Origin of the sequence: Methyloceanibacter sp. (genome assembly GCF_049590335.1) — a bacterium.
GTDB lineage: Bacteria > Pseudomonadota > Alphaproteobacteria > Rhizobiales > Methyloligellaceae > Methyloceanibacter.
The window spans coordinates 1-26,420 of the sequence record NZ_JBAWCQ010000072.1 but is presented as its reverse complement, the minus strand read 5'-3'; the positions used below and the strand labels follow the sequence as shown (position 1 = coordinate 26,420).

29 protein-coding genes and 2 tRNA genes are annotated in these 26,420 nt (G+C 62.1%); 23 read left to right on the top strand and 8 right to left on the bottom strand.

Going from position 1 to position 26,420, the window contains the following annotated elements:
• A partial coding sequence (locus WBQ77_RS05570) for a glutathione S-transferase family protein (protein WP_424059298.1) occupies positions 1-515 on the bottom strand: 515 nt, incomplete at its 3' end.
• Between the two features lie 137 nt (positions 516-652).
• Between WBQ77_RS05570 and WBQ77_RS05565 the strand changes: the two genes are divergently transcribed.
• On the top strand, positions 653-1,450 hold the full coding sequence (locus tag WBQ77_RS05565) for an undecaprenyl-diphosphate phosphatase (RefSeq protein WP_424042765.1): 798 nt from the start codon (positions 653-655) through the stop codon (positions 1,448-1,450).
• Positions 1,451-1,488: 38 nt separating this feature from the next.
• On the opposite strand, the gene WBQ77_RS05560 is transcribed toward WBQ77_RS05565, so the two are convergent.
• Positions 1,489-2,463 carry a complex I NDUFA9 subunit family protein gene (locus WBQ77_RS05560; RefSeq protein WP_424059296.1) on the bottom strand — a complete coding sequence of 325 codons (975 nt, stop codon included), beginning with the start codon at positions 2,461-2,463 and terminating at the stop codon, positions 1,489-1,491.
• A 147-nt stretch (positions 2,464-2,610) separates the two neighbouring features.
• Between WBQ77_RS05560 and WBQ77_RS05555 the strand changes: the two genes are divergently transcribed.
• The 7 genes from WBQ77_RS05555 (at position 2,611) to WBQ77_RS05525 (ending at position 8,709) form a co-directional block, all read left to right on the top strand.
• Positions 2,611-2,697, top strand: a tRNA-Leu gene (locus WBQ77_RS05555).
• A gap of 83 nt (positions 2,698-2,780) precedes the next feature.
• Complete coding sequence (locus tag WBQ77_RS05550) at positions 2,781-3,401, top strand: ribonuclease D (RefSeq protein WP_424059294.1); 621 nt, start codon at positions 2,781-2,783, stop codon at positions 3,399-3,401.
• A 218-nt stretch (positions 3,402-3,619) separates the two neighbouring features.
• Complete coding sequence (gene lptC, locus WBQ77_RS05545; RefSeq protein WP_424059292.1) at positions 3,620-4,261, top strand: LPS export ABC transporter periplasmic protein LptC; 642 nt, start codon at positions 3,620-3,622, stop codon at positions 4,259-4,261.
• Positions 4,258-5,067, top strand: a complete 810-nt coding sequence (locus tag WBQ77_RS05540; protein WP_424042769.1) for an LptA/OstA family protein — start codon at positions 4,258-4,260, stop codon at positions 5,065-5,067. The genes lptC and WBQ77_RS05540 overlap by 4 nt, the downstream gene beginning before the upstream one ends.
• Before the next feature lie 395 nt (positions 5,068-5,462).
• Positions 5,463-6,260, top strand: coding sequence for an LPS export ABC transporter ATP-binding protein (gene lptB / locus WBQ77_RS05535; RefSeq protein ID WP_424042770.1), 798 nt, complete (start codon positions 5,463-5,465; stop codon positions 6,258-6,260).
• Between the two features lie 26 nt (positions 6,261-6,286).
• Positions 6,287-7,828 (top strand): RNA polymerase factor sigma-54, encoded by a 1,542-nt coding sequence (rpoN, locus tag WBQ77_RS05530; RefSeq protein ID WP_424059290.1) that lies wholly within the window; start codon positions 6,287-6,289, stop codon positions 7,826-7,828.
• A 413-nt stretch (positions 7,829-8,241) separates the two neighbouring features.
• Positions 8,242-8,709 (top strand): PTS sugar transporter subunit IIA, encoded by a 468-nt coding sequence (locus tag WBQ77_RS05525; protein ID WP_424042772.1) that lies wholly within the window; start codon positions 8,242-8,244, stop codon positions 8,707-8,709.
• 86 nt (positions 8,710-8,795) lie between these two features.
• On the opposite strand, the gene WBQ77_RS05520 is transcribed toward WBQ77_RS05525, so the two are convergent.
• Together WBQ77_RS05520 and WBQ77_RS05515 are read right to left on the bottom strand one after the other, a co-directional pair.
• Positions 8,796-9,062, bottom strand: coding sequence for a DUF1150 family protein (locus WBQ77_RS05520; protein ID WP_424042773.1), 267 nt, complete (start codon positions 9,060-9,062; stop codon positions 8,796-8,798).
• A 74-nt stretch (positions 9,063-9,136) separates the two neighbouring features.
• Positions 9,137-9,496, bottom strand: a complete 360-nt coding sequence (locus tag WBQ77_RS05515; RefSeq protein ID WP_424059288.1) for an Hsp20 family protein — start codon at positions 9,494-9,496, stop codon at positions 9,137-9,139.
• A 256-nt stretch (positions 9,497-9,752) separates the two neighbouring features.
• Between WBQ77_RS05515 and WBQ77_RS05510 the strand changes: the two genes are divergently transcribed.
• Genes WBQ77_RS05510 through WBQ77_RS05500 form a run of 3 tightly spaced genes read left to right on the top strand, consistent with a single transcriptional unit; the run spans position 9,753 to position 12,236 of the window.
• Positions 9,753-10,760: a quinoprotein relay system zinc metallohydrolase 2 gene (locus tag WBQ77_RS05510; RefSeq protein ID WP_424059287.1), complete on the top strand. Its 1,008-nt coding sequence runs from the start codon at positions 9,753-9,755 to the stop codon at positions 10,758-10,760.
• Positions 10,761-10,794: 34 nt separating this feature from the next.
• Entirely contained in the window at positions 10,795-11,622 is an 828-nt protein-coding gene (locus WBQ77_RS05505; protein WP_424059286.1) for a quinoprotein dehydrogenase-associated SoxYZ-like carrier, read from the top strand.
• Positions 11,623-11,657: 35 nt separating this feature from the next.
• Positions 11,658-12,236 carry a TetR/AcrR family transcriptional regulator gene (locus tag WBQ77_RS05500; protein WP_424042777.1) on the top strand — a complete coding sequence of 193 codons (579 nt, stop codon included), beginning with the start codon at positions 11,658-11,660 and terminating at the stop codon, positions 12,234-12,236.
• A gap of 353 nt (positions 12,237-12,589) precedes the next feature.
• Here WBQ77_RS05500 and WBQ77_RS05495 read toward each other — a convergent pair.
• Positions 12,590-12,665, bottom strand: a tRNA-Ala gene (locus WBQ77_RS05495).
• Positions 12,666-12,829: 164 nt separating this feature from the next.
• The gene (locus WBQ77_RS05490) at positions 12,830-13,237 is read right to left on the bottom strand and encodes a TIGR02300 family protein (protein WP_424042778.1); all 408 of its coding nucleotides are present in this window, start codon (positions 13,235-13,237) and stop codon (positions 12,830-12,832) included.
• 48 nt (positions 13,238-13,285) lie between these two features.
• On the opposite strand from WBQ77_RS05490, the gene aroA reads away from it, so the two are divergent.
• The 12 genes from aroA (at position 13,286) to WBQ77_RS05430 (ending at position 24,824) form a co-directional block, all read left to right on the top strand.
• Positions 13,286-14,650: a 3-phosphoshikimate 1-carboxyvinyltransferase gene (aroA, locus tag WBQ77_RS05485; RefSeq protein ID WP_424059284.1), complete on the top strand. Its 1,365-nt coding sequence runs from the start codon at positions 13,286-13,288 to the stop codon at positions 14,648-14,650.
• The gene (gene cmk, locus WBQ77_RS05480) at positions 14,647-15,288 is read left to right on the top strand and encodes a (d)CMP kinase (RefSeq protein ID WP_424042780.1); all 642 of its coding nucleotides are present in this window, start codon (positions 14,647-14,649) and stop codon (positions 15,286-15,288) included. Before aroA ends, cmk begins: the two co-directional genes overlap by 4 nt.
• A gap of 195 nt (positions 15,289-15,483) precedes the next feature.
• Positions 15,484-17,385, top strand: coding sequence for a 30S ribosomal protein S1 (gene rpsA, locus WBQ77_RS05475; RefSeq protein ID WP_424059283.1), 1,902 nt, complete (start codon positions 15,484-15,486; stop codon positions 17,383-17,385).
• Between the two features lie 144 nt (positions 17,386-17,529).
• Entirely contained in the window at positions 17,530-18,492 is a 963-nt protein-coding gene (gene sppA, locus WBQ77_RS05470) for a signal peptide peptidase SppA (protein WP_424042782.1), read from the top strand.
• A 51-nt stretch (positions 18,493-18,543) separates the two neighbouring features.
• Complete coding sequence (gene ihfB / locus WBQ77_RS05465; RefSeq protein WP_424042783.1) at positions 18,544-18,843, top strand: integration host factor subunit beta; 300 nt, start codon at positions 18,544-18,546, stop codon at positions 18,841-18,843.
• Between the two features lie 45 nt (positions 18,844-18,888).
• A complete protein-coding gene (locus WBQ77_RS05460) occupies positions 18,889-19,233 on the top strand; it encodes a lipopolysaccharide assembly protein LapA domain-containing protein (protein WP_424042784.1) in 345 nt (114 codons plus the stop codon).
• A 10-nt stretch (positions 19,234-19,243) separates the two neighbouring features.
• Positions 19,244-19,462, top strand: a complete 219-nt coding sequence (locus WBQ77_RS05455; RefSeq protein ID WP_424042785.1) for a hypothetical protein — start codon at positions 19,244-19,246, stop codon at positions 19,460-19,462.
• Between the two features lie 108 nt (positions 19,463-19,570).
• Positions 19,571-20,230, top strand: coding sequence for a phosphoribosylanthranilate isomerase (locus WBQ77_RS05450; protein ID WP_424042786.1), 660 nt, complete (start codon positions 19,571-19,573; stop codon positions 20,228-20,230).
• Positions 20,227-21,453 (top strand): tryptophan synthase subunit beta, encoded by a 1,227-nt coding sequence (trpB, locus tag WBQ77_RS05445; RefSeq protein ID WP_424042787.1) that lies wholly within the window; start codon positions 20,227-20,229, stop codon positions 21,451-21,453. Before WBQ77_RS05450 ends, trpB begins: the two co-directional genes overlap by 4 nt.
• On the top strand, positions 21,453-22,292 hold the full coding sequence (gene trpA / locus WBQ77_RS05440) for a tryptophan synthase subunit alpha (RefSeq protein ID WP_424042794.1): 840 nt from the start codon (positions 21,453-21,455) through the stop codon (positions 22,290-22,292). Before trpB ends, trpA begins: the two co-directional genes overlap by 1 nt.
• Positions 22,293-22,320: 28 nt before the next feature.
• Entirely contained in the window at positions 22,321-23,388 is a 1,068-nt protein-coding gene (gene accD / locus WBQ77_RS05435) for an acetyl-CoA carboxylase, carboxyltransferase subunit beta (protein WP_424042788.1), read from the top strand.
• Positions 23,389-23,471: 83 nt separating this feature from the next.
• Complete coding sequence (locus WBQ77_RS05430) at positions 23,472-24,824, top strand: bifunctional folylpolyglutamate synthase/dihydrofolate synthase (RefSeq protein ID WP_424059281.1); 1,353 nt, start codon at positions 23,472-23,474, stop codon at positions 24,822-24,824.
• A 14-nt stretch (positions 24,825-24,838) separates the two neighbouring features.
• Here the strand turns inward: WBQ77_RS05430 and trxA are convergent, their stop codons facing one another.
• Positions 24,839-25,171, bottom strand: a complete 333-nt coding sequence (gene trxA, locus WBQ77_RS05425) for a thioredoxin (RefSeq protein ID WP_424042790.1) — start codon at positions 25,169-25,171, stop codon at positions 24,839-24,841.
• 62 nt (positions 25,172-25,233) lie between these two features.
• On the bottom strand, positions 25,234-26,420 hold a 1,187-nt coding region (locus tag WBQ77_RS05420; RefSeq protein WP_424059279.1), incomplete at its 5' end, for a PD-(D/E)XK nuclease family protein.

The window sequence follows — 26,420 nt, the reverse complement described above, 5'->3', positions numbered from 1 at the left end:
GCCGCCAAGTCTGCAAAGCTTAGAGCATCGCCTGCGAGCCAGCTGCGCGTCTCTGTCAAATGGCCGATATAGGCCATATGATAACGCAAATTGTTATGGCCCGCTCGCATCGCCTCCATATCGGGAGACGTGCTCTGAGGTCCGAACCGCCGGAAAACCTTCTCGACGACGAGGTAATCCGTGACCTCGTCGTGGAATTTGTCGTGGAACCACTCGACGAGCCGCCGGGCCTCGGCGCGGGCGGCCGGATCGCCGGGAAAGGGTTGAAAACCCTGGAGGGGCCGCTCGTCCAATGTATCGGACAGCCATTCCGAGATGGCGTAAGAGCCCGTGATCGGCCCCTCGTCGTCAGGAAGAAGGACTGGCAGCGTCCCGGCCGGATTGAGTGCCAGGAATTCGGGCCGCCACTCCCAAGGCTTCTCCTCGTTCAACTCGACTTCGACCCCGCATTCGGCTAGCGCGAGACGAATTGACCTGGAGAAGGAGCATAGCGGATGGTGGAGAAGATTCGCCATGGTGGGTTTTGGTGGCTATTCGTTAGGAGTACGGATTGGGCGGAAAATGAATCGCGCCAAGTGCGAGAGCCTCGTATAGAACCTGCGGTCTAGGCGAACAAGCGCCACGGGCTCGGCCGTGCGGGGGATTTGGGACCATGACCATAGAGCAGATCATCGTTATCGCGGTGGTTCAGGGAATCACTGAATTCCTGCCGATTTCCTCCTCGGGTCATCTGGTCCTCGTTCCCTATCTGCTTCATTGGCCCGATCAGGGCCAGTTTGTCGACGTCATGGTGCATGTAGGCACCTTGTTCGCCATCCTGATTTACTTCTGGCGCGACGTCTGGAAGCTCGTTGTCGGGACATTGGAGCTTTTCAAGGGCAAGGTGACCCAGGATGGTAAGCTCGCCATCTACATCGTGCTGGCCACGATTCCGGCCGTCGCATTCGGGCTCTTCCTCAAGAAATTCGGTTTTGGCAGTCTGGAACGCAGCGTCACGGTCGTTGCGTGGAACACTGTGATCTTCGGCATTCTCATGCTGATCGCCGACATGATCGGCAAGCAGGAGAAGACCATCGAGAACATGACCCTAAAAAACGCGTTGTTTATCGGCGTGGCACAGGCCCTTGCCCTCATTCCCGGTACGAGCCGCTCGGGTATTACCATGACGGCTGCGCGCTTCCTCAACTACACCCGGCCCGACGCGGCGCGCTTCTCGTTCTTGTTGGGGATCCCGGCGATCGCAGGAGCGGGCGTGCTCACCGTGGGCGAGGCCCTGGCCTCGGGCGACACGATCACCATGGATGCGATCTATTGCGCGATCCTGACGTTCTTCGCAGGGCTCGCGGCCATTGCCTTCCTGATGGCCCTGGTCCGGCGCATCAGCTTTCTGCCCTTCGTGCTCTACCGCATGATCTTGGGCGGGTTCTTGCTGTTCATGATCTACAGCTAGAGGCGTATCGCGCGCGGCGCATCCGGCCTGGTGGCGACTCAGGCCTTGTACACTGAGAACTGTCCGCGCGGCCGGAACTGCTCCAGATAGTCCGGCACCACGCTGGCAACCGGCACGGGCTCGATGCCGAGCCCTTGGAGTGTGCGCCCGTCCGTGACCGCCGCCTCGCTCACCACGTTATCGTCTTCGAGCAAGCGGACCTGATCGATCGTCAGCGGCGGATTGGGCAGCCACTGCAGGAACGCGCCCTGAAGTTTGGCGAGCCAGAATGGCAGCGGGATCAGCGGGCGCGACCGCATCGTGTAGGCTAGCACGCGCTCCATCACATCGCGCATGGACAGCACCTCGGGTCCGCCCAGCTCATATGGCGCGTCTGTATTCGTGCGCTCCTCGATCGCTGCGACGAGAGTCTGCGCCACATCGCCAACAAAGACCGGCTGAAATTTGGTGTGGCCGCCGCCGATCAAAGGCAAGGCGGGGAACAGCTGCGCCATCGCCCCGAAGCGGTTGAAAAATTCGTCCTCGGGACCGAACACCACAGAGGGCCGGACGATCGTGGCTTCGGGGTAGATGTCCTTCACGGCCTCTTCGCCGGCCGCCTTGCTCTGCGCGTAGATCGCCGGCGAGTCGGCATCGGCGCCGATGGCCGAGACATGAACGAACGTGCCGACGCCGGCGGCCTTCGCGGCCTCGGCAACATTGCGCGCGCCCTCGTCCTGCACTGTCTTGAAGGTCTGCTTGCCGGATGCGAACAGGATTCCGACGAGGTTCACGACCGCGTCAGCATCCTCCGCCGCCGTCACCAGCGAGTGGGGGTAGCGCACATTGGCCTGGACCGGAACGATTTGGCCAACACCCCCAAGTGGCTGAAGATGGCCGGCAAGATCGGGACGGCGGACGGCCACCCGGACGCGCGCGCCTGTGCGGGCGACGGCCCGGACCAAGTGGCGCCCCAGGAATCCAGAACCACCATAAATGGTTACGAGTGCTCGGTTGTTCAGTGTAACGGCCACGTCGATGCCTCGTTCGCTGGTCGCGTAGAATTTCGCAGATGCAACATGCCATGAAGACGCGCCGCCTTGAAGGCGGTTCTTCGTCTCAATTCGCCGTCCCGAAGGAATTGACATTGCGCAGCGCCAATCGTACCTGAACGCCTTCAAGCCCAGGTGGCGGAATTGGTAGACGCGCTAGCTTCAGGTGCTAGTGCCCGTAAGGGCGTGGAAGTTCGAGTCTTCTCCTGGGCACCATCTCTCGCCTCGCCGCGTTTTGGAGCGGCGAGCAAATCTGCGGGCAAAATGGGGTGGAATCGTCCCCTTCTGGAAAGACGCAATTGAGCCAGTCTTCGACCGTCGAACTCTATAAGGGAGACCTGCCGCCGGGCCGCTTTACGGCCAAGGCCATCGCGGTCGACACCGAAACGCTGGGCCTCAATCCTCATCGCGACCGGCTTTGCCTGGTGCAGCTTTCCGACGGCGACGGGACTGCGGCACTGGTCCAGATTGCTCCGGGTTCCGATGCGCCCGAGCTCAGGCAGGTTCTCGCCGACGCGAGCGTGCTCAAGATTTTCCACTACGCGCGCTTTGATGTGGCCATGCTCAAGCACTATCTCGGCGTCGACACCGCGCCGGTCTACTGCACCAAGATCGCCTCGAAGCTGGCCCGCACCTATACGGATCGGCACGGTCTGAAGGACCTGTGCCGAGAACTTCTGGGCATTGAGCTGTCGAAGCAGCAGCAGTCCTCCGACTGGGGCGCGGACATGTTGAGCCCCGATCAGCTCAACTACGCGGCTAGCGACGTGCTATATCTGCACGCGCTGAAGGAGCGGCTGGATGCGATGCTTGAGCGGGAGGGCCGTCAACACTTCGCGCACGCCTGTTTCGCATTTCTGCCTGTCCGCGCCGACCTGGACCTCAAAGGCTGGCCCGAGACCGATATTTTCGCCCATTGAGGCGCCCGAAAAGCCGCAGAAAATCAACGGCCACGGTCTCAATCTGATCAAAGTCCTGCGGCTAGGTAGTTTGGGCGTCGGAGTGCACGGAGCCAGGTCCGCGAAAATTGGCGAACGTAATCGCATATGAGGCGAGTCTCGCAGGTGCGCATGCGCGCCACCGAGTCCGGACGCCCACAGAGCGCGCCCGCGCGATGCGGAGCGCCAAACGCCATAGCGTGGCTGTCCGCCTCTTGCGCAGAGTGCTGCCCGCTCTGGCCCTGCTGGTGCTTGGGGCCTATTTCTTCTCGACCCGTATGAACGTGCATGTCGGCGGGATCGCCGCGAGCATCGATGGTATGGAAATAGCCGACGGCGCCTTGCGGATGCTCAACCCGACTATGCGGGGCACCGACGAGAAGAATGGCGACTATGTCATCAAGGCCGACTACGCGGACCAGGACGTGGCGAACCCGAACCTCGTCAAGCTCAACACGATCAAGGCCGACGTGACCAACAAGTCCACGGGCGGCTGGTCGCGCATGCGCGCCGTACGGGGCAAGTTCGACTCAACGAAAGAGCGGCTCATTCTAAAGGACAGGATCACGCTTGCCACGAGCACGGGTGTGACCGGCGAACTCTCCTACGCCACGTTCGATATGAAGAAATCGATCCTGCGGTCTCACAACCCAGTCAAACTCGACACGCCTAACGGGACTGTCCGGGCCAACGCGATGACCCTCTATTCCGGTAAAAACAAGGTTGTTTTCCGGGGCCAGGTGGCGGTCCACCTCAAGCCCCAGAAAGGCAAAGCGGCGGGCGCGGCCAAACAGGCGGCCTCGCCTCCGGAGGCACCCGCGCCAGCGGGATCGGCGCAATGATTAGTTTGCGGGTCGTCCAGGCAGCCCTTGCCGGTGTGGTTGCCGTTGCCGGTCTGACGGCGTTGGGCGCCCTGTTGCCGCCCTCCGCCTCGGCCGAGGAGGTCAAGAGCGCCTTCAAGGGGCTCTCAAAGAACGCGGACAAGCCCATCGATATCTTCGCCGATACGCTCACCGTGTATGATGACCAGAAGCTGGCCGTGTTCAAGGGCAACGTCCGTGCGAACCAGGGCACCTCGACGCTGCGTGCCGGGCAACTCGACGTGCACTATGTCGGCGGCGCGAACAAGTTCACGGGGCAGCTCGAGCCGAAGCCGGATGCCACGCAAGCGCAACCTCAGCAAACGCAGCCCCAGGATGGAGCGGGCGCCGACGCCAAATCCCAGATCAAGAAGATCGAGGCGCACGGCAACGTGGTTATCAATAGCGAGGACAACCAGACCGCGACCAGCGATATGCTGGTTTACGAGGTGCCTGCGCAAAGGGTCACCGTGCGCGGCAATGTTGTCATCAACAGCGAGGAAGACCAAACCACGACCAGCGATTGGGCGATCTACGACGTGGCCGCGCAGAAGGCCGTCGTGGGCGGCAATGTGGTGTTATCCCAGGGACAGAACGTGCTAAAGGGGGACCGGCTCAATATCGACCTTGCGACGGGCGAAAGCCGGTTCGAAAACACGGGGACGACCGCTGATGGCAGCGGCCGGGTCCGGGCTTTGCTTCTTCCGAAGGACGAAAAGAACAAGCCCGGCAAGGAGAAGAAGAAGCCGGGTCAGGCCGGAGCGCCTCGGCCGGGTGGGGCGCCATAGCCCGCCAGGTCAGAGCGCAAAGTCAAATCGCAAAGTCAGGCCGTATGCTTTCTCTTAGCGCATCTGTGTGCCACGCCGGGCCCTGGCTGCGAATGGCGGAAAATTGGGCTGTCACGGATTTCTGTAGGATTCAGCGAGCGCTTTAGCCGATATTAATGGCGACGCGCTTTAACCGAAGGGTGAACAGGGCAGTGGGCAAGGTGCTCTCGATTACGGGACAAGGGACAGTCGCCGCTCCTCAGGGCGCGCCTGCCGGGCCGCAGCCTATGCGCGCGCCTCGCGCAGAGCCTGGGAGACCGGATCAACCCACGCACCCAAGTCAGTCCGCGCACCCAAGTAAGCCCGTGCAGCAAGGCCAGCCCGGCCCGCAGCCCGCACCGCCGACACTGGCATCGATGCCGCCACCAGTTTCTCAGCCGCGCACAGAACAGCCCGCCGAGCGGGCACCTGTCGAATTGCACGAGGCGGCAGAGGGCTGGCTGACCATCCGGTCGATTGTAAAAAGCTTCAAGAAGCGCACCGTCGTTCGGGGCGTAAGCCTCGACTTGCGGCGCGGTGAGGCGGTGGGGCTCTTGGGCCCGAACGGCGCCGGCAAGACGACGACCTTTTACATGATCACGGGTCTCATCCCGGCCGACGAGGGCTCGATCAAGATCGACGGGCAAGACGTTACGCGCCTGCCGATGTATCGCCGTGCCCGGCTTGGAATCGGCTATCTGCCGCAGGAAGCATCGATTTTTCGGGGCCTGACCGTTGAGGAAAACATTCTGGCAGTTTTGGAAATGGTGGAGCCCGACCGGAAGGCGCGCCACGAACAGCTCGATGGTTTGCTTGAGGAATTTCGGATTACTCGGCTGAGAAAGTCACCGTCCATGCGCCTTTCGGGCGGCGAGCGCCGGCGCGTGGAAATCGCGCGTGCTCTGGCGACCCGACCGTCCTATATGCTGCTGGACGAACCTTTCGCCGGCATCGATCCGATTGCCGTGAACGATATTCGCGCCCTGGTACGGCATTTGACCCAGCGCGGGATCGGTGTGCTCATCACGGATCACAATGTCCGCGAGACCCTCGACCTCGTTGGCCGAGCCTATATTATCCATGACGGGTCTGTTCTGACCCACGGCACGACCCACGAGATCGTCAACAATGAAGATGTGCGGCGCGTCTATCTCGGCGACGAGTTCAAGATATGAAGCTCTGATCGCAAATGAGTTCGTAGATGGCGATCAACGCAAAGCTCGAAATGCGCCAGACCCAGAGTTTGGTCATGACGCCCCAGTTGCAGCAGGCGATCAAATTGCTGCAACTGTCGAATATCGAGCTGAGCACGTTCGTCGAGGGCGAACTTGAGTGCAATCCTTTGCTTGAATGGGCGGAAAGCGACGGACCGGTCAGCCCGCTTGCCGAAGACCGTGAAGCGGAGGGCGCCGACGCAAAAGGCGACGGCGCGGCCGAGTCGCGCGAGGGCGACAGCTGGGTCGATCTCGAATCCGGCGGCGACGGCACTCGTACCGAGGATCTCGACGCCGATCCCAAGGACACGTTTCCGGACCCCGAGGACTTCGTCCCTGGCGCCGTGACGGACAGCGGCTGGACCGGCTTGGCTCAAGCCGGGCCGAGCCGGTCGGAAGACGGCACGAACCTTGAAGCCTATGTGGCCGAGGAAAAGACGTTGCGGCTCTATCTGTCCGAGCAGCTCTCTCTCGCCTTCTACGACCCCGCGAAACGCATGATTGGTAGGCACATCATCGACCTGACCGACGAAGCCGGTTATCTGCGCGGCGATTTGGCTAGTCTGGCGACGCAACTCGGTGCGCCGCTGGATCTGGTCGAGGAGACGCTTCGCGAGATGCAAAATTTCGATCCGTGCGGTGTCTTCGCCCGCGACTTGCGCGAGTGCCTCACGCTTCAGCTCAAAGAGCAGGACCGCTGCGATCCCGCCATGGCCGCGTTCATCGAGAATCTTCATCTGCTTGCGACACACGACTTCGTGGCGTTGAGGCGCGCGACGGGTGTTAGCGACGAGGATTTGGCCGACATGGTTGCCGAGTTGAAGCGGCTAAATCCCAAGCCCGGTCTCGAATTCGGTGCGACGCCCGCGCAGCCCATTGTGCCGGACGTTCTGTTGCGCGCGCTTCCTGACGGCAGTTATCACGTCGAACTGAACTCTGACACGCTGCCCCGCGTTCTCGTCAATCAGACCTACTATGCGAAGGTCACCAAATCGCCGCTGGCCAAGGACGACAAGAGCTACATCGTCGACTGCCTGCAGACCGCGAACTGGCTGGTGAAGAGCCTCGATCAGCGCGCGCGCACAATTCTCAAGGTCTCACAGGAAATCGTGCGGCAGCAGGATGCGTTCTTCACCTACGGAGTCCGACATTTGCGTCCACTCAACTTGAAGACCGTCGCGGACGCGATCTCCATGCACGAATCGACCGTGAGTCGCGTGACCGCCAACAAATACATGGCTACCAATCGGGGTCTGTTCGAGCTGAAGTACTTTTTTACCTCCGCGATCGCGGCCACGGGCGAAGGCGATTTCCATTCCTCCGAAGCGGTGCGTCACAGAATTCGCGAGATGATCGATGCGGAGCCCGCAGAGGACGTCCTGTCGGACGACAAGGTTGTCGAGCGACTCAAAGCGGATGGCATCGATATTGCTCGCCGCACCGTCGCCAAATATCGCGAAGCACTGGGGATTCCCTCGTCGGTACAGCGCCGCCGGCAAAAGCGCATCGCGCTCGCAGCGAGTGCATAGCAGCCGTTTTTTTGCGCGATTTTCGGAGGATTGGATTTGACACCCTCCTAGCGCAGAGCTAGCTTCCGGCCTCCGCGATTGAGGCTAGAATCGTTTGGGCCGGGACTTTGTTTTCCCGATGCAGGCCTTGCATCCAGTGGGATGCACACCAAGAAGCGCAATACTGCGGGACGTTGTCGGATCGCCTACGGAAATAACGATACGGCAAAAAACCGGACGGACTTTGTCAAAAGCGTTCCGCGTTTTCGTCCAGATTTGCGTTGTATAGCATACGCGAGAGATCTCGGACGCTGTGCCTAGTATGCAAGAAAGAAACGTTCGGCCCGCGCGTGCCGATTGGAACAGACGCGCAGCAGTAATCGTTTATTCGTGCGAGTTGACTGCGCCCCACAAGAGGCACATGGGTATTCGAAATGACTCTAGCTGATCTGATCGCGCCCGAAGCGGTGCTACCCTCGCTTAACGCGAAGGACAAGAAACAACTGTTGGCGGAGCTTTCCGCCCACGCGTCGGAGATCTCGGGACTCCAGGACCGTGATATCTTTCATGCCCTGTTGCAGCGGGAACGTCTCGGGTCCACGGGGCTCGGGCAGGGCGTTGCGATTCCGCATGGCAAGATGCCGGGCCTAAACCGGATCGTCGCCCTGTTTGCGCGTCTCGCCGAGCCCATCGATTTCGATGCGGCCGACTCCGAGCCCGTGGCGATCGTCGTTCTTCTCCTGGCGCCGGAAGGCGCGGGCGCGGATCATCTGAAGGCGCTTGCACGCATCTCGCGCCTGCTCCGCGATCGCCCGTCCGTGCAGAAGCTCAAGTCATCCAACGATGCGGAGGCGCTCTACGCCGTCCTCACGCAGGACGATACGGCCTCGCACGCCGCTTAGCACATCTTTGATCGAAAATGCGTTTAAGCGGCGCACCTGGCGAGCGTACGCACGGCAAGGGCGCGTACGGAAGTGTGCGTGTGAGGTTAGTGAACGCTTAAGGGAACGAGGTCGTTCTCGATCGCATTCGCGATCGCCGCGTGTCGGCTGTCGGTCAGCGCGATCGGCGTTCCGTCGGCAGCCAGTACGGCAAAAAGATCGATATCATCGGGCGTGCCGTCGAGCGCCGGAAAGAGCCGCTCGGCATCGTCGAAATCGACCTGTTTGATATACGCGACTTCGCCCTCCCCAAGCAGCGCAAGCTCCTTGGGGCTCATTGAGATCTGGCTCTCGTCGTCTTCTCGTTCATTCATCAAACTAGTTTCCAAACATCTCGGCTTGCGGATTTGATCCCGACCTTGAGAACGCGCTTTTCCTGATTCGGCCTCTAAAGTTCGATGGCAAGGAGGCCGTTTTGTAACTCGGCTTTGCGCACTTCGACGCCGTTGACAAGAGCAAATGTCCTCTTGAAACGGCGGCTGGCAAGGCCCCGGTGCAGATAGTCCCCGCGGTCCTCGTCCGGCTTTTCGCCCCGGATATGAAGCGCGCACCCTATGATGCTCACGTCGAGTTCGTCGCGGGAGAAACCGGCAACCGCCAGTGTGATCCGCAATATCTCGGGCCGGTGAGCGCCGGCAGGCAGGATTTCCACGTTGTAGGGCGGATACCCGCCTTCGGCTAGCCTGGTTGCGGATCCCTTTCGGGTAGTTTCAAAGCTGATCCAAAGACTGCCGTCGGGTAGTTTCAAAGCTGATCCAAAGACTGCCGTCGAGAGTTGTCATGCACTACCCGGCAAAGGCCTCTCCGTTTTCCGCCCGCGGCACCGCGCGGAAAACTTCAACAAATCATAATCGATATGGGTGCCCGGCCGCCGAAATCAAGCTTGGGAGCCGCGCGCGGCCCGGCCCGGCCGGATCGCGTTTCATGAAAAATGCCCCGCTGCCGCAGATCGAAGGGATGACAACTTGACGCACCTATCTAGTGATAGGTAGGATCGGGTGCAGATGATTAACCTTTCTCAGAAGCCCTCTGCGTCCCCCCACGTTCATCGGAGCTGCGGTTGCGGCGTTCATGGCTTATCGCGGCGCAACGTGGTCCTGGCCGCGCTTGCCATCGCTTCCGCACCCTTGCTGCGCTATCTGCCGGCGCACGCAGCCACATCCGATGTGAGCGAGGTGGCGCCAGGCGTGTTCGTGCATCAGGGCCGCTACGAGGTGCAGTCCGCGGCGAATAGAGGGGACATCGCCAATGCGAGCTTTGTCGTAGGGTCGGACGGTGTTGCCGTGATCGATACCTCGGGCACTGCGAAGCTCGGCGCTGAGTTGCGCGACGCCATCCGGGCCGTGACCAACAAGCCCATCAAATACGTAATCAACACGCATATGCATCCCGACCATGTGTTCGGGAACGGGGCATTCAAACAGGACAATCCTGAATTTGTCGGGCACTACAAACTGGCGCGCGCCCTCGGCACACGCAAAGACGGCTATCTGGCCGCGAACGCGCAGATGATCGGAGAGGACGCTTTTGCGGGAAGCGAGATCGTGCTCCCGACCCTCGCCATCAAGGAGCCGGCGACGCTCGATCTGGGCGACCGGGAGTTGCTGCTTGAGCCTCAGCCGACGGCCCACACAGACAACGACCTGATCGTGACGGACCTTAAGACGGGCACGCTCTTCCTCGGCGACCTTCTCTTCTCCGTCCACGTGCCGACCATCGATGGTTCGATTAAGGGCTGGCTCACGGTCCTCGACGGGATAGGGCAGCGAAAAGCGGCGCGCGTGGTACCTGGCCACGGCCCCAAGACCATGGAGTTGCCCGCCGCGCTTGAGCCCGAACAGCGCTACCTGTCGGCCATTGCCGACGATGTCCGGCAGCAAATCGCCGCCGGCAAGACATTGGAACAGGCCACGGCATCGGCCGGATTTTCGGAAAAGGATGCCTGGAAGCTGTTCGACGAGTATCATGTACGCAATGTCACTGCCGCCTACGCGGAACTCGAATGGGAATGACCCCTAACGAACCGATGAGAGGAACTCCAAGGCCATGATCCACAGTATCAACAAGCTCAGCCGGACGCTCTGCGGCGTTGCACTCGCTGCTGGTCTGGGCGTTCTTGCGGCAGCCCCTACCCATGCCCAGGAAGACCTGTGGCCCATTCTGAGGGAGCAGGCCTTCGGAGACCGTCCGATTGCGGAGGGTGACGGTGTCGTCGTACTTGAAACACCGCAGAAGGTGGAAGACGCAGCGCTCGTGCCGCTCACCGTGCGCGTGCCGCCCCATGTGAAGGACAAACTCAAATCCCTGTCGATCTTCATAGACAACAATCCAGATCCGAAGGTCGCGAAGTTGAACTTCGGTCCGGCCGCGGGCGCGGGAGGCGAGCGCAGTTTCGCCACGCGTGTCCGGGTGGACAATTTCTCCCATGCTCGGGCGGTGCTTGAGCTTGACGACGGCAGCCTGCACATGGCCACGAAGTTTCTGGCTGCTGCCGGGGGCTGTGCCGCTATGCAGGCGAAAGACCCCGAAGCCGACATGACCGGACTTGGAAAAACGATCGTCCGCACCTTCGAGCCTGCGTTGAGCAGCAACCCGATCTGGTCGGGTCAGGTGATGATCAAGCACCCGAATAACAACGGCATGCAGCTCGACATCAATACCGCCAAGTTCATTCCGGCCCGTTACGTCAAGGAGGTCACGGTGAAGCGGGACGGGGAGCTGGTGTTCACGCTCGACAGCACCTTCTCGATTTCGACCAATCCGAACTTCCGCTTCACCTTTGCCAAAGGTGAGACCAACGCGCTCGAAGTCACGGCGGTGGACACGGACGGAGCCTCGTTCGACGGAACCACGACGCGTCACGGCGGATCCTAGGCGCGTAGGTAGGCGGATCGAGAGGCGGCACAGCAATGTCGGTTGGGACACGTGAACTCTTACTGAAAGAGGCGGAGACGCTGGCCCGGACGAGAGGCTATGCGGCGTTCAGCTATGCGGATCTGGCCCAGCGCGTCGGCATCCGGAAGGCCAGCGTCCATCACCATTTCCCCACGAAGGAAGCCTTGGGCGTCGCGCTGGTCGATAGCTATCTCGCTAAGTTCATGCCGGCGCTTGCCGCCGTTCTTGAGGACGAAAGGTCAGCGAAGGCGCGGCTCGCCGTCTATAGCGGCTTTTTCGTCGACAGCCTGCGCGACGGGTTGATGCCGCTTTGCGCGGCGCTATCCGCCGAGGTGGCCGCATTGCCCCAGTCGATGCAGCGCCAAGCCTCGACCTTCTTCGAACTCCATCTCGACTGGCTGTCTGGGGTCGTCCGGGACGGGATCGCCGACGGTGAGTTTCGCGCCGGCCTCGATGTGCGCCAGACGGCGACCATGCTGCTCGGTGTTGCAGAAGGGGCAAGTCTCGTCGCGTGGGCGCTAAAAGACAGCACACGTATTGAGCCGGCGTTTTCGCAAGTTGTAGAGAGCCTTGCCGAGCCAAGCGCGGATTGAATCTATTCGAACCATCAGCAAGGAACGACGCTAGGGGTCCGAGGAAATCCGTTATTGAAAGGGACATTCCGAACGTTGGCTGGTTGAGCTCGGAAGAACTCGCCGGGGCCTCGGAAACGTCGAATGGAGCCCTGTGCCAAATCGGACGCGAAGGATATCCAAGGGGTCCAGAGCTATTTCTCAGCGGGACAAGACGTTCAGCGTCTACCTCGTGAATGACATGGGAGCCATTGAGAAACACACCGAACTGAGCGGGTTTCCAGCCAGCAAGATCACGGAAATCGCGACGGTGGTCGACCCGACGACGGCCGGATATAGGAACCCTGCGCGGGTCGTTGTCGCAGTTTAGGGTTTGGTGGAGCCAGACGGGATCGAACCGACGACCTCGTGAATGCCATTCACGCGCTCTCCCAACTGAGCTATGGCCCCTTGCGGAATTGTGTGAAATCGGGTGTGCGCATTCCGCGCCGTCGATTCCAGACCGCATCGTTTATGCCCAGCAGCCCGTTCGTTCAAGCGAAATGCGACTCGAAGCCGAAGATCGGCGGGAATTGCAGCGGGCTGGCCGGCGGCGCTAGACCTCCGGCAGTTCCTCAGGCTTCCTCTTCCCGCTCGTTCTTGACGATGTCGGTGACATCGGCGTCTTCGTCTTCGTCGTTCTCGAGAAACACATCCTGATCGTCGCTATCGGGGATGTCGTCACCGTCATCTCCGATGTCCGCGATCTCTTCGTCCTCGGCGTCAGCCTTCTCGGCCTCCGCCGCTTCATCAAGGCTGATAACCTCGGCGCCGCCGCCCATGACGGGTGTATCCTCTTCTTCCTTGGGCTCAGCCACTGGCTTCGCCGCTGGTGCTGGTGTTGGTGCGCTCCGCCGGGAAGGCGTTGCAACTTGGTAGACGGCTTGGCAGACGGGACAGGTAATCGGCGTACGACCCAGGTCATAAAACCGCGCGTCACAGCTCGCGCACACGCGCTTGGATCCCCGTGCGGGTTTCGACATGACTCTCCTCAAACGTAGTCTAAGCGTGACTCCCCATTGCCACGCCTCATGCGTAGTGTCAAAAGCTATCAAGCATCCTCAAACAGCAATCTGGCCTCCATGCCGCAGCCTCTGACAGCTCGCCGATCCGCGCCGATTTCCGGACGTGTAAAAGTTCCTGGCGACAAGTCGATTTCCCACCGCGCTCTGATCCTGGCGGGGCTGGCAATCGGTCGCACGCGTATCGAAGGCCTGCTCGAGGCCGACGATGTTATGGTTACCGCCCGCGCGATGCAGGCGCTTGGCGCCGCAGTCTCGCGAAGCGGCGCCGCGTTCGAGGTTCTAGGGCAGGGTGTCGGCGGCCTTGCGCGCGCCGACGGCGTTCTCGATTTCGGCAACTCCGGGACGGCAAGCCGGCTCATGCTTGGTGTTCTCGCCGGCTATCCGATGCGCGTTGTCCTGACGGGAGACGCGTCTCTGTGCCGGCGTCCCATGAGCCGTGTGCTGAAGCCGCTGGCCGAGATGGGGCTGATGGTCGAGGGTAACAAGGATACTTTGCCGCTCACGGTGGAGGGCACGCAAGATCTGTTGCCGATCGTGTACGAACTGCCCGTGCCGTCGGCGCAGGTGAAGTCGGCGATCCTGCTTGCGGGACTCCATGCTCCTGGACGCACCACGGTGATCGAGCCTCTGCCGACCCGCGATCACACCGAGCGCATGTTGAGATTTTTCGGCGCCGAGGTCGATGTGAAGACGCGCGAAGACGGCACGCGCGCCGTGACGGTCGGCGGCAATGCGGAGCTGACCGGTGCGCATGTCGTTGTTCCCGGCGATCCCAGCTCGGCAGCGTTTCTCGTTGCCGCCGCACTCGTCTGCCCCGGTTCGGATCTCGTGATCGAGAACGTCCTTCTCAATCCCACACGCACGGGGTTCTTCGAGACGCTGCGGGATATGGGGGCCGATATCGAAATCCTTCGCCAGCACGAGGAGGCCGGTGAGCCCATTGGCGACCTGCATATCCGGTCGAGCGACCTGAAAGGCGTGCGCGTGCCGCCCGAGCGAGCCCCCTCCATGATCGACGAATACCCGATGCTCGCGGCGCTGGCGGCGTTCGCCCACGGCGAAACCCGGATGGAAGGGCTCGCCGAGCTAAAGGTGAAGGAAAGCGATCGCCTAGCCGCTACGGCTGCGGGCCTTGCTGCTTGCGGCGTCGAGGCGCACATCGAGGGCGATGATCTGATCGTCTCCGGTACGGGCACCGTGCAGGGCGGCGGTTTGGTCGAGACCCAGATGGACCATCGGATCGCCATGGCCTTTCTGACCCTAGGACTAGGTGCCGAGGAGCCCGTGACCGTCGATGACATCGGCATGATTGCGACGAGTTTTCCGGCCTTCTTGCCCTTGATGAGCGGCTTGGGAGCGCAACTCGGATGATTGTCGCGATCGATGGACCAGCTGCATCCGGCAAGGGGACTTTGGCCAAACGCGTCGCCGTGCATTACGGGCTGCCACATTTGGATACCGGCCTTCTGTACCGCGCGGTTGCGCGGGACGCCTTGGCTCAAGGCATCGACCTGGATGACGCTGGCACCGCGGCCAAGGTCGCGTCGGGGCTCCAAGTCGCGACGCTCGACGACCCGGCGCTTCGGACGGTGGGGGCAGGCGAGGCCGCATCCCGGGTTGCCCGCCATCCGGCGGTCCGGACTGCGCTCCTCGCCTATCAGCGGAGCTTTGCCAATCGCGCGGACGGAGCGGTTCTGGACGGCCGCGATATCGGCACCGTGATCTGCCCCGATGCCGACGTGAAACTCTTCGTCAATGCCTCCGCCGAAGTGCGGGCCATGCGCCGCTTCTTGGAGCTGACAGGGCGTGGCATCGCGGTCTCCGAGGCCTCGGTACTGGCCGATATCCGGGCCCGGGACGAGCGGGACTTGACCCGAGGCAGCGCGCCGCTGGTCCAAGCGCCAGACGCAGTCTTGCTCGAGACCTCAAATTTGGATATAGACGCGGCGTTCAGGGCAGCTATCGATTTGATCGAGGCTGCGATGAGTTGCGCAGGGCGGGCCGGTTAAGGCCATGCCCATTTGGCGTTGGCCCGTCGTTTTTGAACAAGCTTGAAAGACTTTTCGCGCGGTGAAGCGAAGCGGACCCGGCCTCCGGAAATGGCGGTCGTCCGAGGCGCTTTCGTCGCATTGAATCAACATCAAACCTCGGGTTCCGTCGCACCAAGGCAACGAGCCGCCGACGAACGCCGAGTAGGAGTTCAAATGACCGAGTTGCAGACCAGCATCAGCCAGCCTAGCCGCGACGAGTTCGCAGCGCTTCTCGAGGAATCCCTCTCCGACGCAGCGCTAGTGGAAGGCAGTGTGGTCAAAGGAACTGTCGTCAGCATCGAGAAGGATGTGGCGATTATCGATGTGGGCCTGAAGACCGAAGGTCGCGTCCCCATTAAGGAATTCAGCGTCCCAGGCGCTCCCTCCACGCTTGTCGAAGGTGACACCGTCGATGTCTATCTTGAGCGTGTCGAGAACGCAGCTGGCGAAGCGGTCTTGTCCCGCGAAAAGGCCCGCCGCGAAGAGAGCTGGATCCGCCTCGAAGAAAAGTACAAGGCAAATGAGAAGGTCGAAGGTATGATCTTCAACCGGGTCAAGGGCGGCTTCACCGTCGATCTGGACGGCGCCGTGGCCTTCCTTCCGGGCAGCCAGGTCGACATTCGTCCGATCCGGGACGTCGGCCCGCTGATGAACACCCCGCAGCCCTTCCAGATTCTCAAGATGGACCGGCGCCGTGGCAACATCGTCGTGTCCCGCCGCTCGGTTCTGGAAGAGAGCCGCGCCGAGAAGCGCGGCGAGATCGTCGCCCGGCTGCAGGAAGGCCAGGTTGTCGACGGTGTCGTCAAGAACATCACCGACTACGGTGCGTTTATCGACCTTGGCGGAATCGACGGCCTGCTGCACGTCACCGACATGGCCTGGCGCCGCGTCAACCACCCGAGCGAGATCGTCAATGTCGGCGACACCGTGAAGGTGCAGATCATCCGCATTAACCCGGACACGCAGCGCATCAGCCTTGGAATCAAGCAGCTCGAGGCCGATCCGTGGGAAGGTATCGCCGCGAAGTATCCGGTGGATGCGCGCTTCAAGGGCACGGTTACCAACATCACCGACTACGGTGCTTTCGTGGAGCTGGAGCCTGGTGTCGAGGGCCTGATCCACGTCTCAGAGATGAGCTGGACGAAAAAGAATATTCACCCCGGTAAAATCATCTCCACGAGCCAAGAGGTCGAGGTCCAGGTTCTGGAAGTCGATCCGGACAAGCGCCGCATTTCGCTTGGTCTTAAGCAGACCCAGGAGAACCCGTGGGTTGCCTTCGCCGCGTCCTATCAGCCCGGCACCGAGATCGAGGGTCAGATCCGAAACATCACCGAGTTCGGCCTGTTTGTCGGTCTCGATGGCGGCATCGACGGCATGGTCCATCTGTCCGATTTGGACTGGTCCAAGTCTGGGGAGGAAGCGCTAAAGGACTACAAGAAGGGCGATACGGTGAAGGCCGTTGTGCTAGAGGCGGATTCCGACAAGGAACGCATCAGCCTCGGTATCAAGCAGCTTGCTGCGGATCCGTTTGAGGGCAGCGCCGCGTCCGAGAAGCTCGGGAAGGGCGCACGCGTGACCTGCCAGGTCACTGCCGTCAAGGACAATGGTATCGAAGCCAAGCTGCTCGACCACGACCTCACGACCTTCATTCGCCGTTCTGATCTGTCCCGCGACCGGTCCGAACAGCGTCCTGATCGCTTCGGCGTCGGCGAGAAGTTCGATGCCGTCGTGACCCAGGTGGATCAGAAGACTCGGAAAATCTCGACCTCGATCAAGGCCCTCGAGATTGCCGAGGAGAAGGAAGCGGTAGCCCAGTACGGCTCGACCGTTTCCGGCGCATCGCTCGGCGATATTCTCGGAGCCGCTTTGAACAAGGTCAAAGGTGCCGACGATGAAGAGGCCGAAGCGGTGGAAGCTGAGCCCGAAGCCGAGGCCGAGCCCGAAGCTGAGCCCGAAGCCGAGGCCGAGCCCGAAGCTGAGGCCAAGCCAAAGGCTGCGCCCAAGACAAAGACCAAGCGCGCCGCCAACTCGGCGGCGGAAGCTGGAGATGCGGGCGAGGCCCCTGCGGAGGAATAGTCAAGCACGCCTCAAGGCTGCCTGATTTTCAATGTCTCACGGGCCGTGGTCTACTGGATCACGGCCCGTTTTTTCTTAGCCTGAGATAAACTGAGCCCAAGTTAGTCTGAGCCCAATTTGGCCTGAGAGCCCGAGACACAATCGATGAGCCTTGACGCCGAACGCGTAGTCGAACGTCGCCGCCTCAAGCGGCGTGTATCCATTTGGCGCATTGCCGCCGTCCTTCTCGCCGTCCTGTTATTGGGCGTGTTGCTCATGGGCGACCAGCAGGCGGGCCGCTCCGGCGGGATCCTGCCCCATGTGGCGCGCATCACCATCGACGGTGTGATTACCAACGACCGCAAGGTGATCAGCCTGCTCGACAGGGTCGGCAAGGCCGACCAGGTCAAGGCAGTGATCCTCGAGGTCAACAGTCCCGGCGGCACCACGACCGGGGGCGAGGCCCTATACGCTGCGATCCGCCGGGTCGCGAAAAAGAAGCCCGTGGTCGCGACCTGCGGGACCCTGGCCACCTCCGCCGCCTATATCGTGGCGTTGGCAACCGACCGGATATTCGTCTACGGCAACACGATTACGGGCTCCGTCGGCGTCATCTTCCAATGGGCCAATGTGACCGAGCTGATGAAGACCCTCGGCGTAAAGTTCGAGGACGTGAAGAGCGGGTCGCTGAAAGCGGTGCCCAGCCCGTTCAAGCGGACCACCGAGGAGGGGCGGGCCGTGACCGAAGAGATGGTCAACGACGCCATGAAGTGGTTCATCGGCCTGGTAGAGATTCGCCGTGAAATCGACCCTGGCGACGTACCGGGTCTGACCGACGGGCGCATCTATTCGGGGCGTCAGGCAGTCCAATACAAGCTTGCCGATCAGATCGGCGACGAACTCGCCGCCCGCAACTGGCTCGTGAAGGAGCGCGGGGTTCAGCAGGGCTTGCGTATCCGGCAATGGAAGCCGCGAGCGGAGGAGGCCGGCTTTCTTGGACTCGTGATGAACTCCATGGCCTCGGCGTTCGGGGTTTCCGGGAGCAAGGTTACCGCCTTGCTGAACCAGGCCACCGCGGTCCTTGAACTTGACGGTCTGGTTTCGGTTTGGCACCCTGCGTCTCATTAGTGGGGCTTGGAGCGCAGCGGGTATTGGCTGTGGTCCTTTTGGGGCGTGCCAATGATAAAATCCGAGCTGATCCAGCGGGTGGCAGCCGCCAATCCGCATCTGTTCCATCGTGATGTTGAGCGCATTATCAATATCGTCCTCGACGAGATTACCGGCGCTCTTGCGCGTGGGGATCGTGTCGAGCTGCGCGGCTTCGGCGCCTTTACGGTCAAACACCGCGCTGCAAGGCAGGGACGTAATCCGCGGACGGGTGACACGGTCTTTGTGGAGGACAAATTCGTGCCCTTCTTCAAGACCGGCAAGGAATTGCGCGAACGCCTCAATCCCGACGACCGCCAGGGTGGCGCGTAGCGCGGATGGCGTTTGGCCCGTGCCGGGCCTCTTGAGGAGCAAGACGTGACTCGGAAGCTCGTGCTGGGAGTAGTGATCATCCCGCTTGGGTTAGCCCTCATCGCGCTTGCAGTGGTCAATCGCGGGCCGGCCGAACTCATCCTTGATCCGTTTGGCGGCGACCATGGCTACATGGTCGAGGCGCCCTTGTTCCTCCTTTTACTCTGTGCCTTCGCGCTCGGCCTGTTGCTCGGCGGGTTCGCGTCCTGGCTCAACCAAGGCAAATGGCGCCGGACAGCCAAGGCCGAGGCCCGCGAGGCGCGGGACTGGCGCCGGCAGGCCGACCGGCTGGAGCGGGAGTTGGAATCGGTCCACGCGTCCCAGCAGCGGCCTCAACTCCCCGCCCAATAGGCGCCTCTCCATGGACCAGTTGACCGTTTTCGGTCTGGTCGCGGTGACGGCCATGCTGGTCACCTATGCGCTGGAGGAGCGCAGTCCCTGGTTCATTCTTGCCTTCGCCTGTGCCTGTCTTCTCGGGTCCGCCTATGGCTTCCTCCAAGGTGCCTGGCCCTTCGGCGTCCTTGAGGCCGTTTGGGCCGTGGTCGCGGCCGATCGCTGGCGGCGCCGGGTTGATCGGTAACGTCGATATTGCAGTGCGATGGACTTAAGGGCTTGAATTTCATAGGGTGAGCCCGCTCCCGGCGTGCGACCCGGCCACTGCGCGTTTCAACTATTTTTGAGAGTTCCCGTGACGGTCGAAGTAAAAATCTGTGGCGTGCGGACGTCTGCCATTCTCGACGCGGCGACCGCCGCTGGTGCTGATTTAGTTGGCTTTGTGTTCTTCCAAAAGAGCCCACGAAATCTGAGGCCGGAGGATGCGCAAGGACTTGCCGCTGCCGCGCGCGGGCGCGCCAAGACCGTGGCTGTGATGGTGGATCCCGACGATGCGCTGATTGACGCGGTCGCGGCCGAAGTCCAGCCGGATTTCTTGCAGCTGCACGGGTCCGAAACCCCCGAGCGCGTGGCCGCCATCAAAGCGCGGACGGGCTTGCGCATCTTCAAGGCCGTCCCAGTCGCCGAGGCTGAGGATTTGACCGCTGCAGCGCTCTACGCGGGTGTTGCCGATGAAATACTGTTCGACGCCAAGGCGCCGGCTGGCGCGAATCTGCCTGGGGGTAACGGGATGCGGTTCGATTGGAAACTCCTGGAAGGGGCCACGGCGCCCTTTGCCCTGTCCGGCGGGCTCGATGCCGGCAACGTTGCTGCGGCGATTCGGCTGTCCGGCGCGGCGCTTGTCGACGTATCTTCCGGCGTCGAGACGGCGCCTGGTGAGAAAGACGCCGTGTTGATCGCGCAGTTCGTTCGAGCGGTGCGGGATGCCGCACCACAGCATAAGAAAGCCTCATGACGACGATGATGGATGCCTTGAATACCTATCGCGGCGGCCCCGACGAGCACGGCCATTTCGGCCTTTTCGGCGGCCGCTACGTGGCCGAGACCCTCATGCCGCTGATCTTGGATCTGGAGCGGGCCTATACCGAGGCCAAGGCCGATCCCAAATTTCAGGCGGAGCTGGATTCGCTGAACGCCCATTACTCGGGCCGTCCGAGCCCGCTCTATTTTGCCGAACGGCTCACCGAGCATCTCGGCGGCGCCAAGATCTATTTCAAGCGCGACGAGCTCAATCACACCGGCTCGCACAAGATCAACAACTGTCTTGGGCAGATTCAGCTCGCCCGGCGCATGGGCAAGACCCGAATTATTGCGGAGACTGGTGCCGGTCAGCATGGTGTGGCGGTCGCGACCGTGGCCGCGCGCTTCGGGCTTCCATGCGAAATCTATATGGGCGCCACCGACATCGAGCGGCAGAAGCCGAACGTATTCCGCATGAGGTTGCTGGGCGCCAAGGTCAATCCGGTCACGTCGGGCTCCGGTACGCTCAAGGACGCCATGAACGATGCCTTGCGCGACTGGGTCTCGCATGTGCACGACACGTTTTACATCATCGGCACCGTCGCCGGTCCGCACCCTTACCCGGCCATGGTGCGCGACTTTCAGTCGGTTATCGGCAATGAAGCGCGCGCGCAGATGATGGAGCGCGAGGGACGTCTGCCGGACACGCTCGTTGCCTGTATCGGCGGCGGCTCGAACGCGATGGGGCTGTTTCATCCGTTCCTCGACGACCGTTCGGTGGCGATCATTGGCGTGGAAGCGGGCGGGCACGGTCTCGATGTTCCGAATGGCCATGCCGCCTCGATGACGGGCGGGGAACCGGGCGTGCTGCACGGCAATCGCACCTATTTGCTTCAGGACGACGATGGTCAGATTCTGGAGGGCCACTCCATTTCGGCGGGGCTCGACTATCCTGGCGTCGGCCCTGAGCACTCCTGGCTCAAGGATAGCGGCCGCGTCACCTATGTGTCGGTGACCGACAAGGAGGCGCTCGACGCCTTTCAGCTTTGCACCAGGCTCGAGGGTATTATTCCGGCGCTGGAGCCCTCCCACGCAATCGCTCATGTGCGCAAACTCGCGCCCCAGTTGCCGAAGGATAATTTGTTGGTCATGAACATGTGCGGTCGCGGCGACAAAGACATCTTTGCCGTGGCGGAACACCTATCGATGGAAATGTAATCGTGAGCCGGATCGATCAGACATTTGCCAGGCTCAAGGCCGAAGGCCGCGGCGGCCTCGTCACCTTCATCACGGCGGGCGATCCCGACCGCGAGACCTCGCTGTCTCTGCTGAAAGGCCTTCCGGCGGCGGGCGCCGACATCGTCGAGCTCGGCATGCCGTTTTCGGATCCCATGGCCGACGGCCCGGCGATCCAGGCCTCGTCACTGCGTGCGCTGAAAGCAGGACAGACCATGAAAAAGACCCTGTCCATGATCAGGGAGTTCCGGACAGAGGATCAGGTCACCCCGATCGTGCTAATGGGATATTACAACCCGATCTATATCTACGGCGTCGACCGCTTCGTGACGGATGTGAGCGAGGCCGGTGCCGATGGGCTGATCATCGTTGATATGCCGCCGGAAGAAGACGAGGAGCTGCGTCCCGCCGCCGCCCAAAAAGGTCTGAACTTCATCCGGTTGGCGACGCCGACGACCGACGCGGACCGGCTCCCGGCCGTGCTCGCGAACACGTCGGGTTTTGTCTATTATGTCTCGATCGCCGGAATTACCGGGACCGCGGCGCCCGATATCTCGTCGGTGGGTGCGCATGTGGCGCGCATCAAAGCCCATACCGACCTTCCCATTGCGATCGGCTTCGGCGTCAAGACGCCCGAGCAGGTCCGGGAGCTTGCGGCGCTGGCCGAGGGGGTTGTGGTTGGGTCGGCCCTGGTTGCGGCAATCGCCGATACGCTCGACGAAAACGGTCGGGCGACCGCGGAGACCAAAAGGAGGCTTTTGGGGCTGGTGAAGTATTTTTCCGAGGCCTTGCACCAGCGGGCTCAGGCCTCGGCGATCTAGAACAGCAGCAGTGTAGAGAGTCGGACCAGTGAACTGGATCAATAGCGTCGTCAGACCAAAAATCCGCAGCTTCCTTCGCAAGAAGGACATGCCGGATAATCTCTGGGTCAAATGCCCGGAGACGGGCCAGATGATCTACTACAAGGATCTGGAGGCCAATCAGTTCGTGGTCCCCGGCTCCAATTTCCATATGCGCATGACTGGTCCTGCGCGGCTGAAGGCGCTGTTCGACGACGGGAAGTACGCGGCGCTGCATTTGCCTGAGGTGCCGCATGACCCGCTGAAATTCCGAGACGAGCGCCGCTATTCGGACCGCCTCAAGGATGCCCGCAGCAAGACCGGGCTCAGCGACGCAATCTATTCGGGCATAGGCAAACTCCATGGCGATACGGTTGTTGCCGCGGTTCAGGACTTCGACTTTATGGGCGGCTCGCTCGGCACGGCGGCCGGAGAGGCCGTGATCGCCTCCATGCGCGCGGCGCTGGTGCGCAATGCCCCGTTCATCCTGTTCGCCGCGTCGGGCGGCGCCCGCATGCAGGAGGGAATTCTCTCCCTCATGCAGATGCCTCGTACCACGGTGGCCGTGGAGGAGCTGCGAGAGGCCAATCTTCCCTATATCGTAGTGCTCACAAATCCGACGACCGGCGGCGTCACGGCCTCCTACGCCATGCTGGGCGACGTTCATATTGCCGAACCGGGCGCGCTGATCGGTTTTGCGGGCCCGCGCGTAATCGAGCAGACGATCCGCGAGCAGCTGCCACCGGGCTTCCAGCGCTCCGAATATCTTCTGGACCATGGCATGGTCGACATGGTGGTCCATCGCCACGATCTGCGCGGGACGCTGGCGCGCATGTGCAATCTCCTTCTCCATCCTCGCGTCGATGCCGATGCCGAAGACGCGGTGAAGTCTCTAGCGCATCTGCCTGCGGACGAGGTTCCCACTGCCGGGCAAGCGCCTGCGGAGGCGCAAGACGGGGCCGCGAAACATAGCGGAAACGGCCTTGCCGTGAGCGAGGGCGAAGAACCCGAGACGGACGAGGTCTTGACGAGCGGCCCAAGCAATGGCGCTAATCAACAGACGTCTCATAATGCGTAAGTTGCGTTGGGCTGGCCCCTCGACCGAAGACCGCCCAAGCCAGGCAGCCGGAGCAAGGTTCCTTCGATAAGGCCGACTGAGGATTGACCACTCTTCCCGATAGCGCTGGTAGTGCATCGCTCGACCCGTCCGAGGTCATGAGCTCGACGCTTCTCGAGCGGCTGAAATCTCTTCACCCCCAATCCATCGACCTCTCGCTCGGGCGCATTGAGGCTCTTCTGTCGCGTCTTGGGAACCCACAAGACAAGCTCCCGCCCGTGGTGCATATCGCCGGGACGAACGGTAAGGGTTCGACGCTCGCCTTCGTGCGGGCGATCGCGGAGGCCCTCGGCAAGGGGGTGCATGTCTATACATCGCCCCATCTCGTCGACTTTCACGAGCGGATTGTTCTGGCAGGGCCACATGGCGCCGCGCCGATCAGCGAGGACCTGCTGGTCGACTGTCTGGAACGAACGGAAGCCGCCAATGCTGGTGCCTTGATCACCCTGTTCGAAATCACCACGGCAGCGGGCTTTCTGGCATTCGCCGAAGCGCCTGCGGATCTGTTGCTGCTCGAGACCGGTCTCGGCGGCCGGCTCGATGCGACCAACATGGTCAAGAAGCCCGCGCTCACGATCATCACGCCGATTTCCATCGACCATGTTTCGTTCCTCGGCGAAACGCTGACCGAGATCGCGGGCGAGAAGGCGGGCATCCTAAAGCCGGGCGTGCCCTGCATCGTCGGTAGGCAGGAGGCCGACGCGCTCGCCGTGATCGAGGCCCGTGCGGCTGAGGTCGGCGCGCCGTTGCACGTGGCCGGCCGGGACTTCGACACATACGAGCAGCAGGGCCGGCTTCTCTTCCAGACGACCTCGCGCCTGCTCGATCTGCCGCTGCCGCGTCTGGCCGGCCGTCATCAGATCGGCAATGCGGGCGTGGCGATCGCCGCCGCCAGCGTCATCTTCGGCGATGCGCTCACCCAGGGTGCGCTCGAGGGTGGCGTGACGAGCGCCCGTTGGCCGGCTCGGCTCGAACGCCTGTCGGTTGGCGCGCTTCATGCCTATGCCAGCGAGGGCACAGAAATCTGGCTCGACGGTGGTCACAACGAAGCGGGAGGCCAGGCGGTCGCCAATACGCTGGCGGAGCTGGACGAGCGCGTCCCGCGTCCCGTGCATGTCGTCTGGGGCATGATGGAGACTAAGGACGCAACGCGCTTCATTGCCCCGTTCAAAGGGCTTGTGGAGCACATCTACACGGTCCCGATTCCCGGCGAGCCGAATGCGTTCGACCCTGCGCCGCTGGCCGATGCGGCCCGATCCGAGGGGTTCGACGCCGTTCCTGTGAGCAGCGTACATGAAGCGTTGCTGCGCTCCGCCTCAGGCGGGGAGGCCGCGCGCGTTCTGATATGCGGTTCGCTCTACCTCGCGGGCCACGTTCTCAAACTGCATACAGTCTGAAGCGGCCAGGCGCGCTAAGCGACCCCGTCGACAGCGCCGCCGATCCAGGCTGCCAGCTGGTTCTTCGGTAGGGCGCCACGGAGCGTGTCCACGACTTCGCCGTCCTTGAACAGGATCAGCGTGGGGATGGCCCGGACATTGTATTTGGCCGGTGCGTCCGGGTTCTCGTCGATGTTCAGCTTGATGATCTTCACCTTGCCACCGAGGTCCTTGGCGATCTCCTCGAGCGCGGGAGCGATCTGGCGGCACGGGCCGCACCATTCGGCCCAAAAATCCACCACAACAGGTGTCTCGGATTTCAGAACTTCTGCTTCGAATGTCGCGTCTGAAGCTTGGTCGGTCGCCATAAATCGTCGCTCCTCGTCGCCGGTCAGCTTGCCTGTCCGGATAGGTCTGTTGACCCCGGAACCTAGGTGCGCCCCTCATGGGCGTCAAGGCCGCCACCGGCCTTCAAGATGTCGCGCTCCGCCATTTCAAGCAAAGTTGAAGAGATCTCCATGAGGCGCGGCCCGTCGGTCCAGAGCAGCGCTGAGCGGACCGGTTTTTCGGGGAACATGATCCGCAAGGCCAGCCGATAGGCCGCGAGCTGGCGAATATAGGCCGGCGCCACGTCCGCTTGCTTCAACGGTGGCGGGCGGTTGGTCTTGTAGTCGAGGATCAGAAGCCCGTCCCCGACAATGGCAAGACGGTCGATCTGCCCTTCCAGGTCAAACGCGGCCTCACCCTCACCGATCCGTGCCACGACCGGTACTTCGGCGAGGCTCGAAGGGGCGAAGAGCGGGGCAAAGCGAGGATCGCCGACAATGGCGAGCGACTCGGCGGCGATCTCCTGTCGCGCGGCCGGCGGGAGCATCTCTCCGCGCGCGCTCACGAACGCATCGGCGGCGCGGCCGCGCTCGTCTGGGGGAACTTGCGGCAAGTGCTGCAGCAGCGCATGGATCAGATGTCCGCGCACGAAGCGCATGTCTTCGGCGAGGGCGCTTGGGCCCAAGGGGGCTTGTTCGGCCCCGAATGGGCTCTCGCCTGTCGCATTCTGCGCAAGCCGTGAGGGGGACAGCCTTGTGCCGACCCGTTCTTGCGGGGCGGGGCTGCGTGCCCAGTCCGGCAGGGGTGCGGCCGCACCGCGTGCGGGTGCACTTGTGTCCTTGCGCGGCGGGGCTTCCTGAGGACACGACATGCGAAACACCGTGCGCCCTTGTGCGTCCTCCAGTGGCGACAGATGCGGGCGTAAGCCCTGATCGATCAGGTCATACCAACACCCCCCGTTGCGCTTCTTGACCCCCTGCCAGCCGCACATATAAAGGCGATCCTCCGCGCGCGTCATGGCGACATAGAGCAGACGGCGATACTCCTCTTGTTCGGCGCTGACCACGGCGGACTTGGCGTCCGCAAGCCCCGGGAGATCCGAATGTCCGGCGGGCGGCCAGAACATATGATGGGCATCGTCCGCAACGCTGTCGGCGCGAGGTGCGCGGTAGATTTGCGGGCCCTGGCCATGGGGCACCGAACACGTGTCGGGCATGATCACGATCGGCGCTTGCAGACCTTTGGCGCCATGCACCGTCATGATCCGCACTTCGTCGCGGTCTTGATCCA

What these genes read in the sequence shown, in the direction of transcription:
- WBQ77_RS05565 (WP_424042765.1), top strand. Translation starts at nt 653, where the DNA reads ATGACCATAGAGCAGATCATCGTTATCGCGGTGGTTCAGGGAATCACT.
- WBQ77_RS05540 (WP_424042769.1), top strand. Translation starts at nt 4,258, where the DNA reads ATGATTAGTTTGCGGGTCGTCCAGGCAGCCCTTGCCGGTGTGGTTGCC.
- lptB (WP_424042770.1), top strand. Translation starts at nt 5,463, where the DNA reads ATGCCGCCACCAGTTTCTCAGCCGCGCACAGAACAGCCCGCCGAGCGG.
- rpoN (WP_424059290.1), top strand. Translation starts at nt 6,287, where the DNA reads ATGGCGATCAACGCAAAGCTCGAAATGCGCCAGACCCAGAGTTTGGTC.
- WBQ77_RS05525 (WP_424042772.1), top strand. Translation starts at nt 8,242, where the DNA reads ATGACTCTAGCTGATCTGATCGCGCCCGAAGCGGTGCTACCCTCGCTT.
- WBQ77_RS05520 (WP_424042773.1), bottom strand. Translation starts at nt 9,062, where the DNA reads ATGAATGAACGAGAAGACGACGAGAGCCAGATCTCAATGAGCCCCAAG.
- WBQ77_RS05510 (WP_424059287.1), top strand. Translation starts at nt 9,753, where the DNA reads ATGATTAACCTTTCTCAGAAGCCCTCTGCGTCCCCCCACGTTCATCGG.
- WBQ77_RS05505 (WP_424059286.1), top strand. Translation starts at nt 10,795, where the DNA reads ATGATCCACAGTATCAACAAGCTCAGCCGGACGCTCTGCGGCGTTGCA.
- WBQ77_RS05500 (WP_424042777.1), top strand. Translation starts at nt 11,658, where the DNA reads ATGTCGGTTGGGACACGTGAACTCTTACTGAAAGAGGCGGAGACGCTG.
- WBQ77_RS05490 (WP_424042778.1), bottom strand. Translation starts at nt 13,237, where the DNA reads ATGTCGAAACCCGCACGGGGATCCAAGCGCGTGTGCGCGAGCTGTGAC.
- aroA (WP_424059284.1), top strand. Translation starts at nt 13,286, where the DNA reads ATGCGTAGTGTCAAAAGCTATCAAGCATCCTCAAACAGCAATCTGGCC.
- cmk (WP_424042780.1), top strand. Translation starts at nt 14,647, where the DNA reads ATGATTGTCGCGATCGATGGACCAGCTGCATCCGGCAAGGGGACTTTG.
- rpsA (WP_424059283.1), top strand. Translation starts at nt 15,484, where the DNA reads ATGACCGAGTTGCAGACCAGCATCAGCCAGCCTAGCCGCGACGAGTTC.
- sppA (WP_424042782.1), top strand. Translation starts at nt 17,530, where the DNA reads ATGAGCCTTGACGCCGAACGCGTAGTCGAACGTCGCCGCCTCAAGCGG.
- ihfB (WP_424042783.1), top strand. Translation starts at nt 18,544, where the DNA reads ATGATAAAATCCGAGCTGATCCAGCGGGTGGCAGCCGCCAATCCGCAT.
- WBQ77_RS05455 (WP_424042785.1), top strand. Translation starts at nt 19,244, where the DNA reads ATGGACCAGTTGACCGTTTTCGGTCTGGTCGCGGTGACGGCCATGCTG.
- trpB (WP_424042787.1), top strand. Translation starts at nt 20,227, where the DNA reads ATGACGACGATGATGGATGCCTTGAATACCTATCGCGGCGGCCCCGAC.
- trxA (WP_424042790.1), bottom strand. Translation starts at nt 25,171, where the DNA reads ATGGCGACCGACCAAGCTTCAGACGCGACATTCGAAGCAGAAGTTCTG.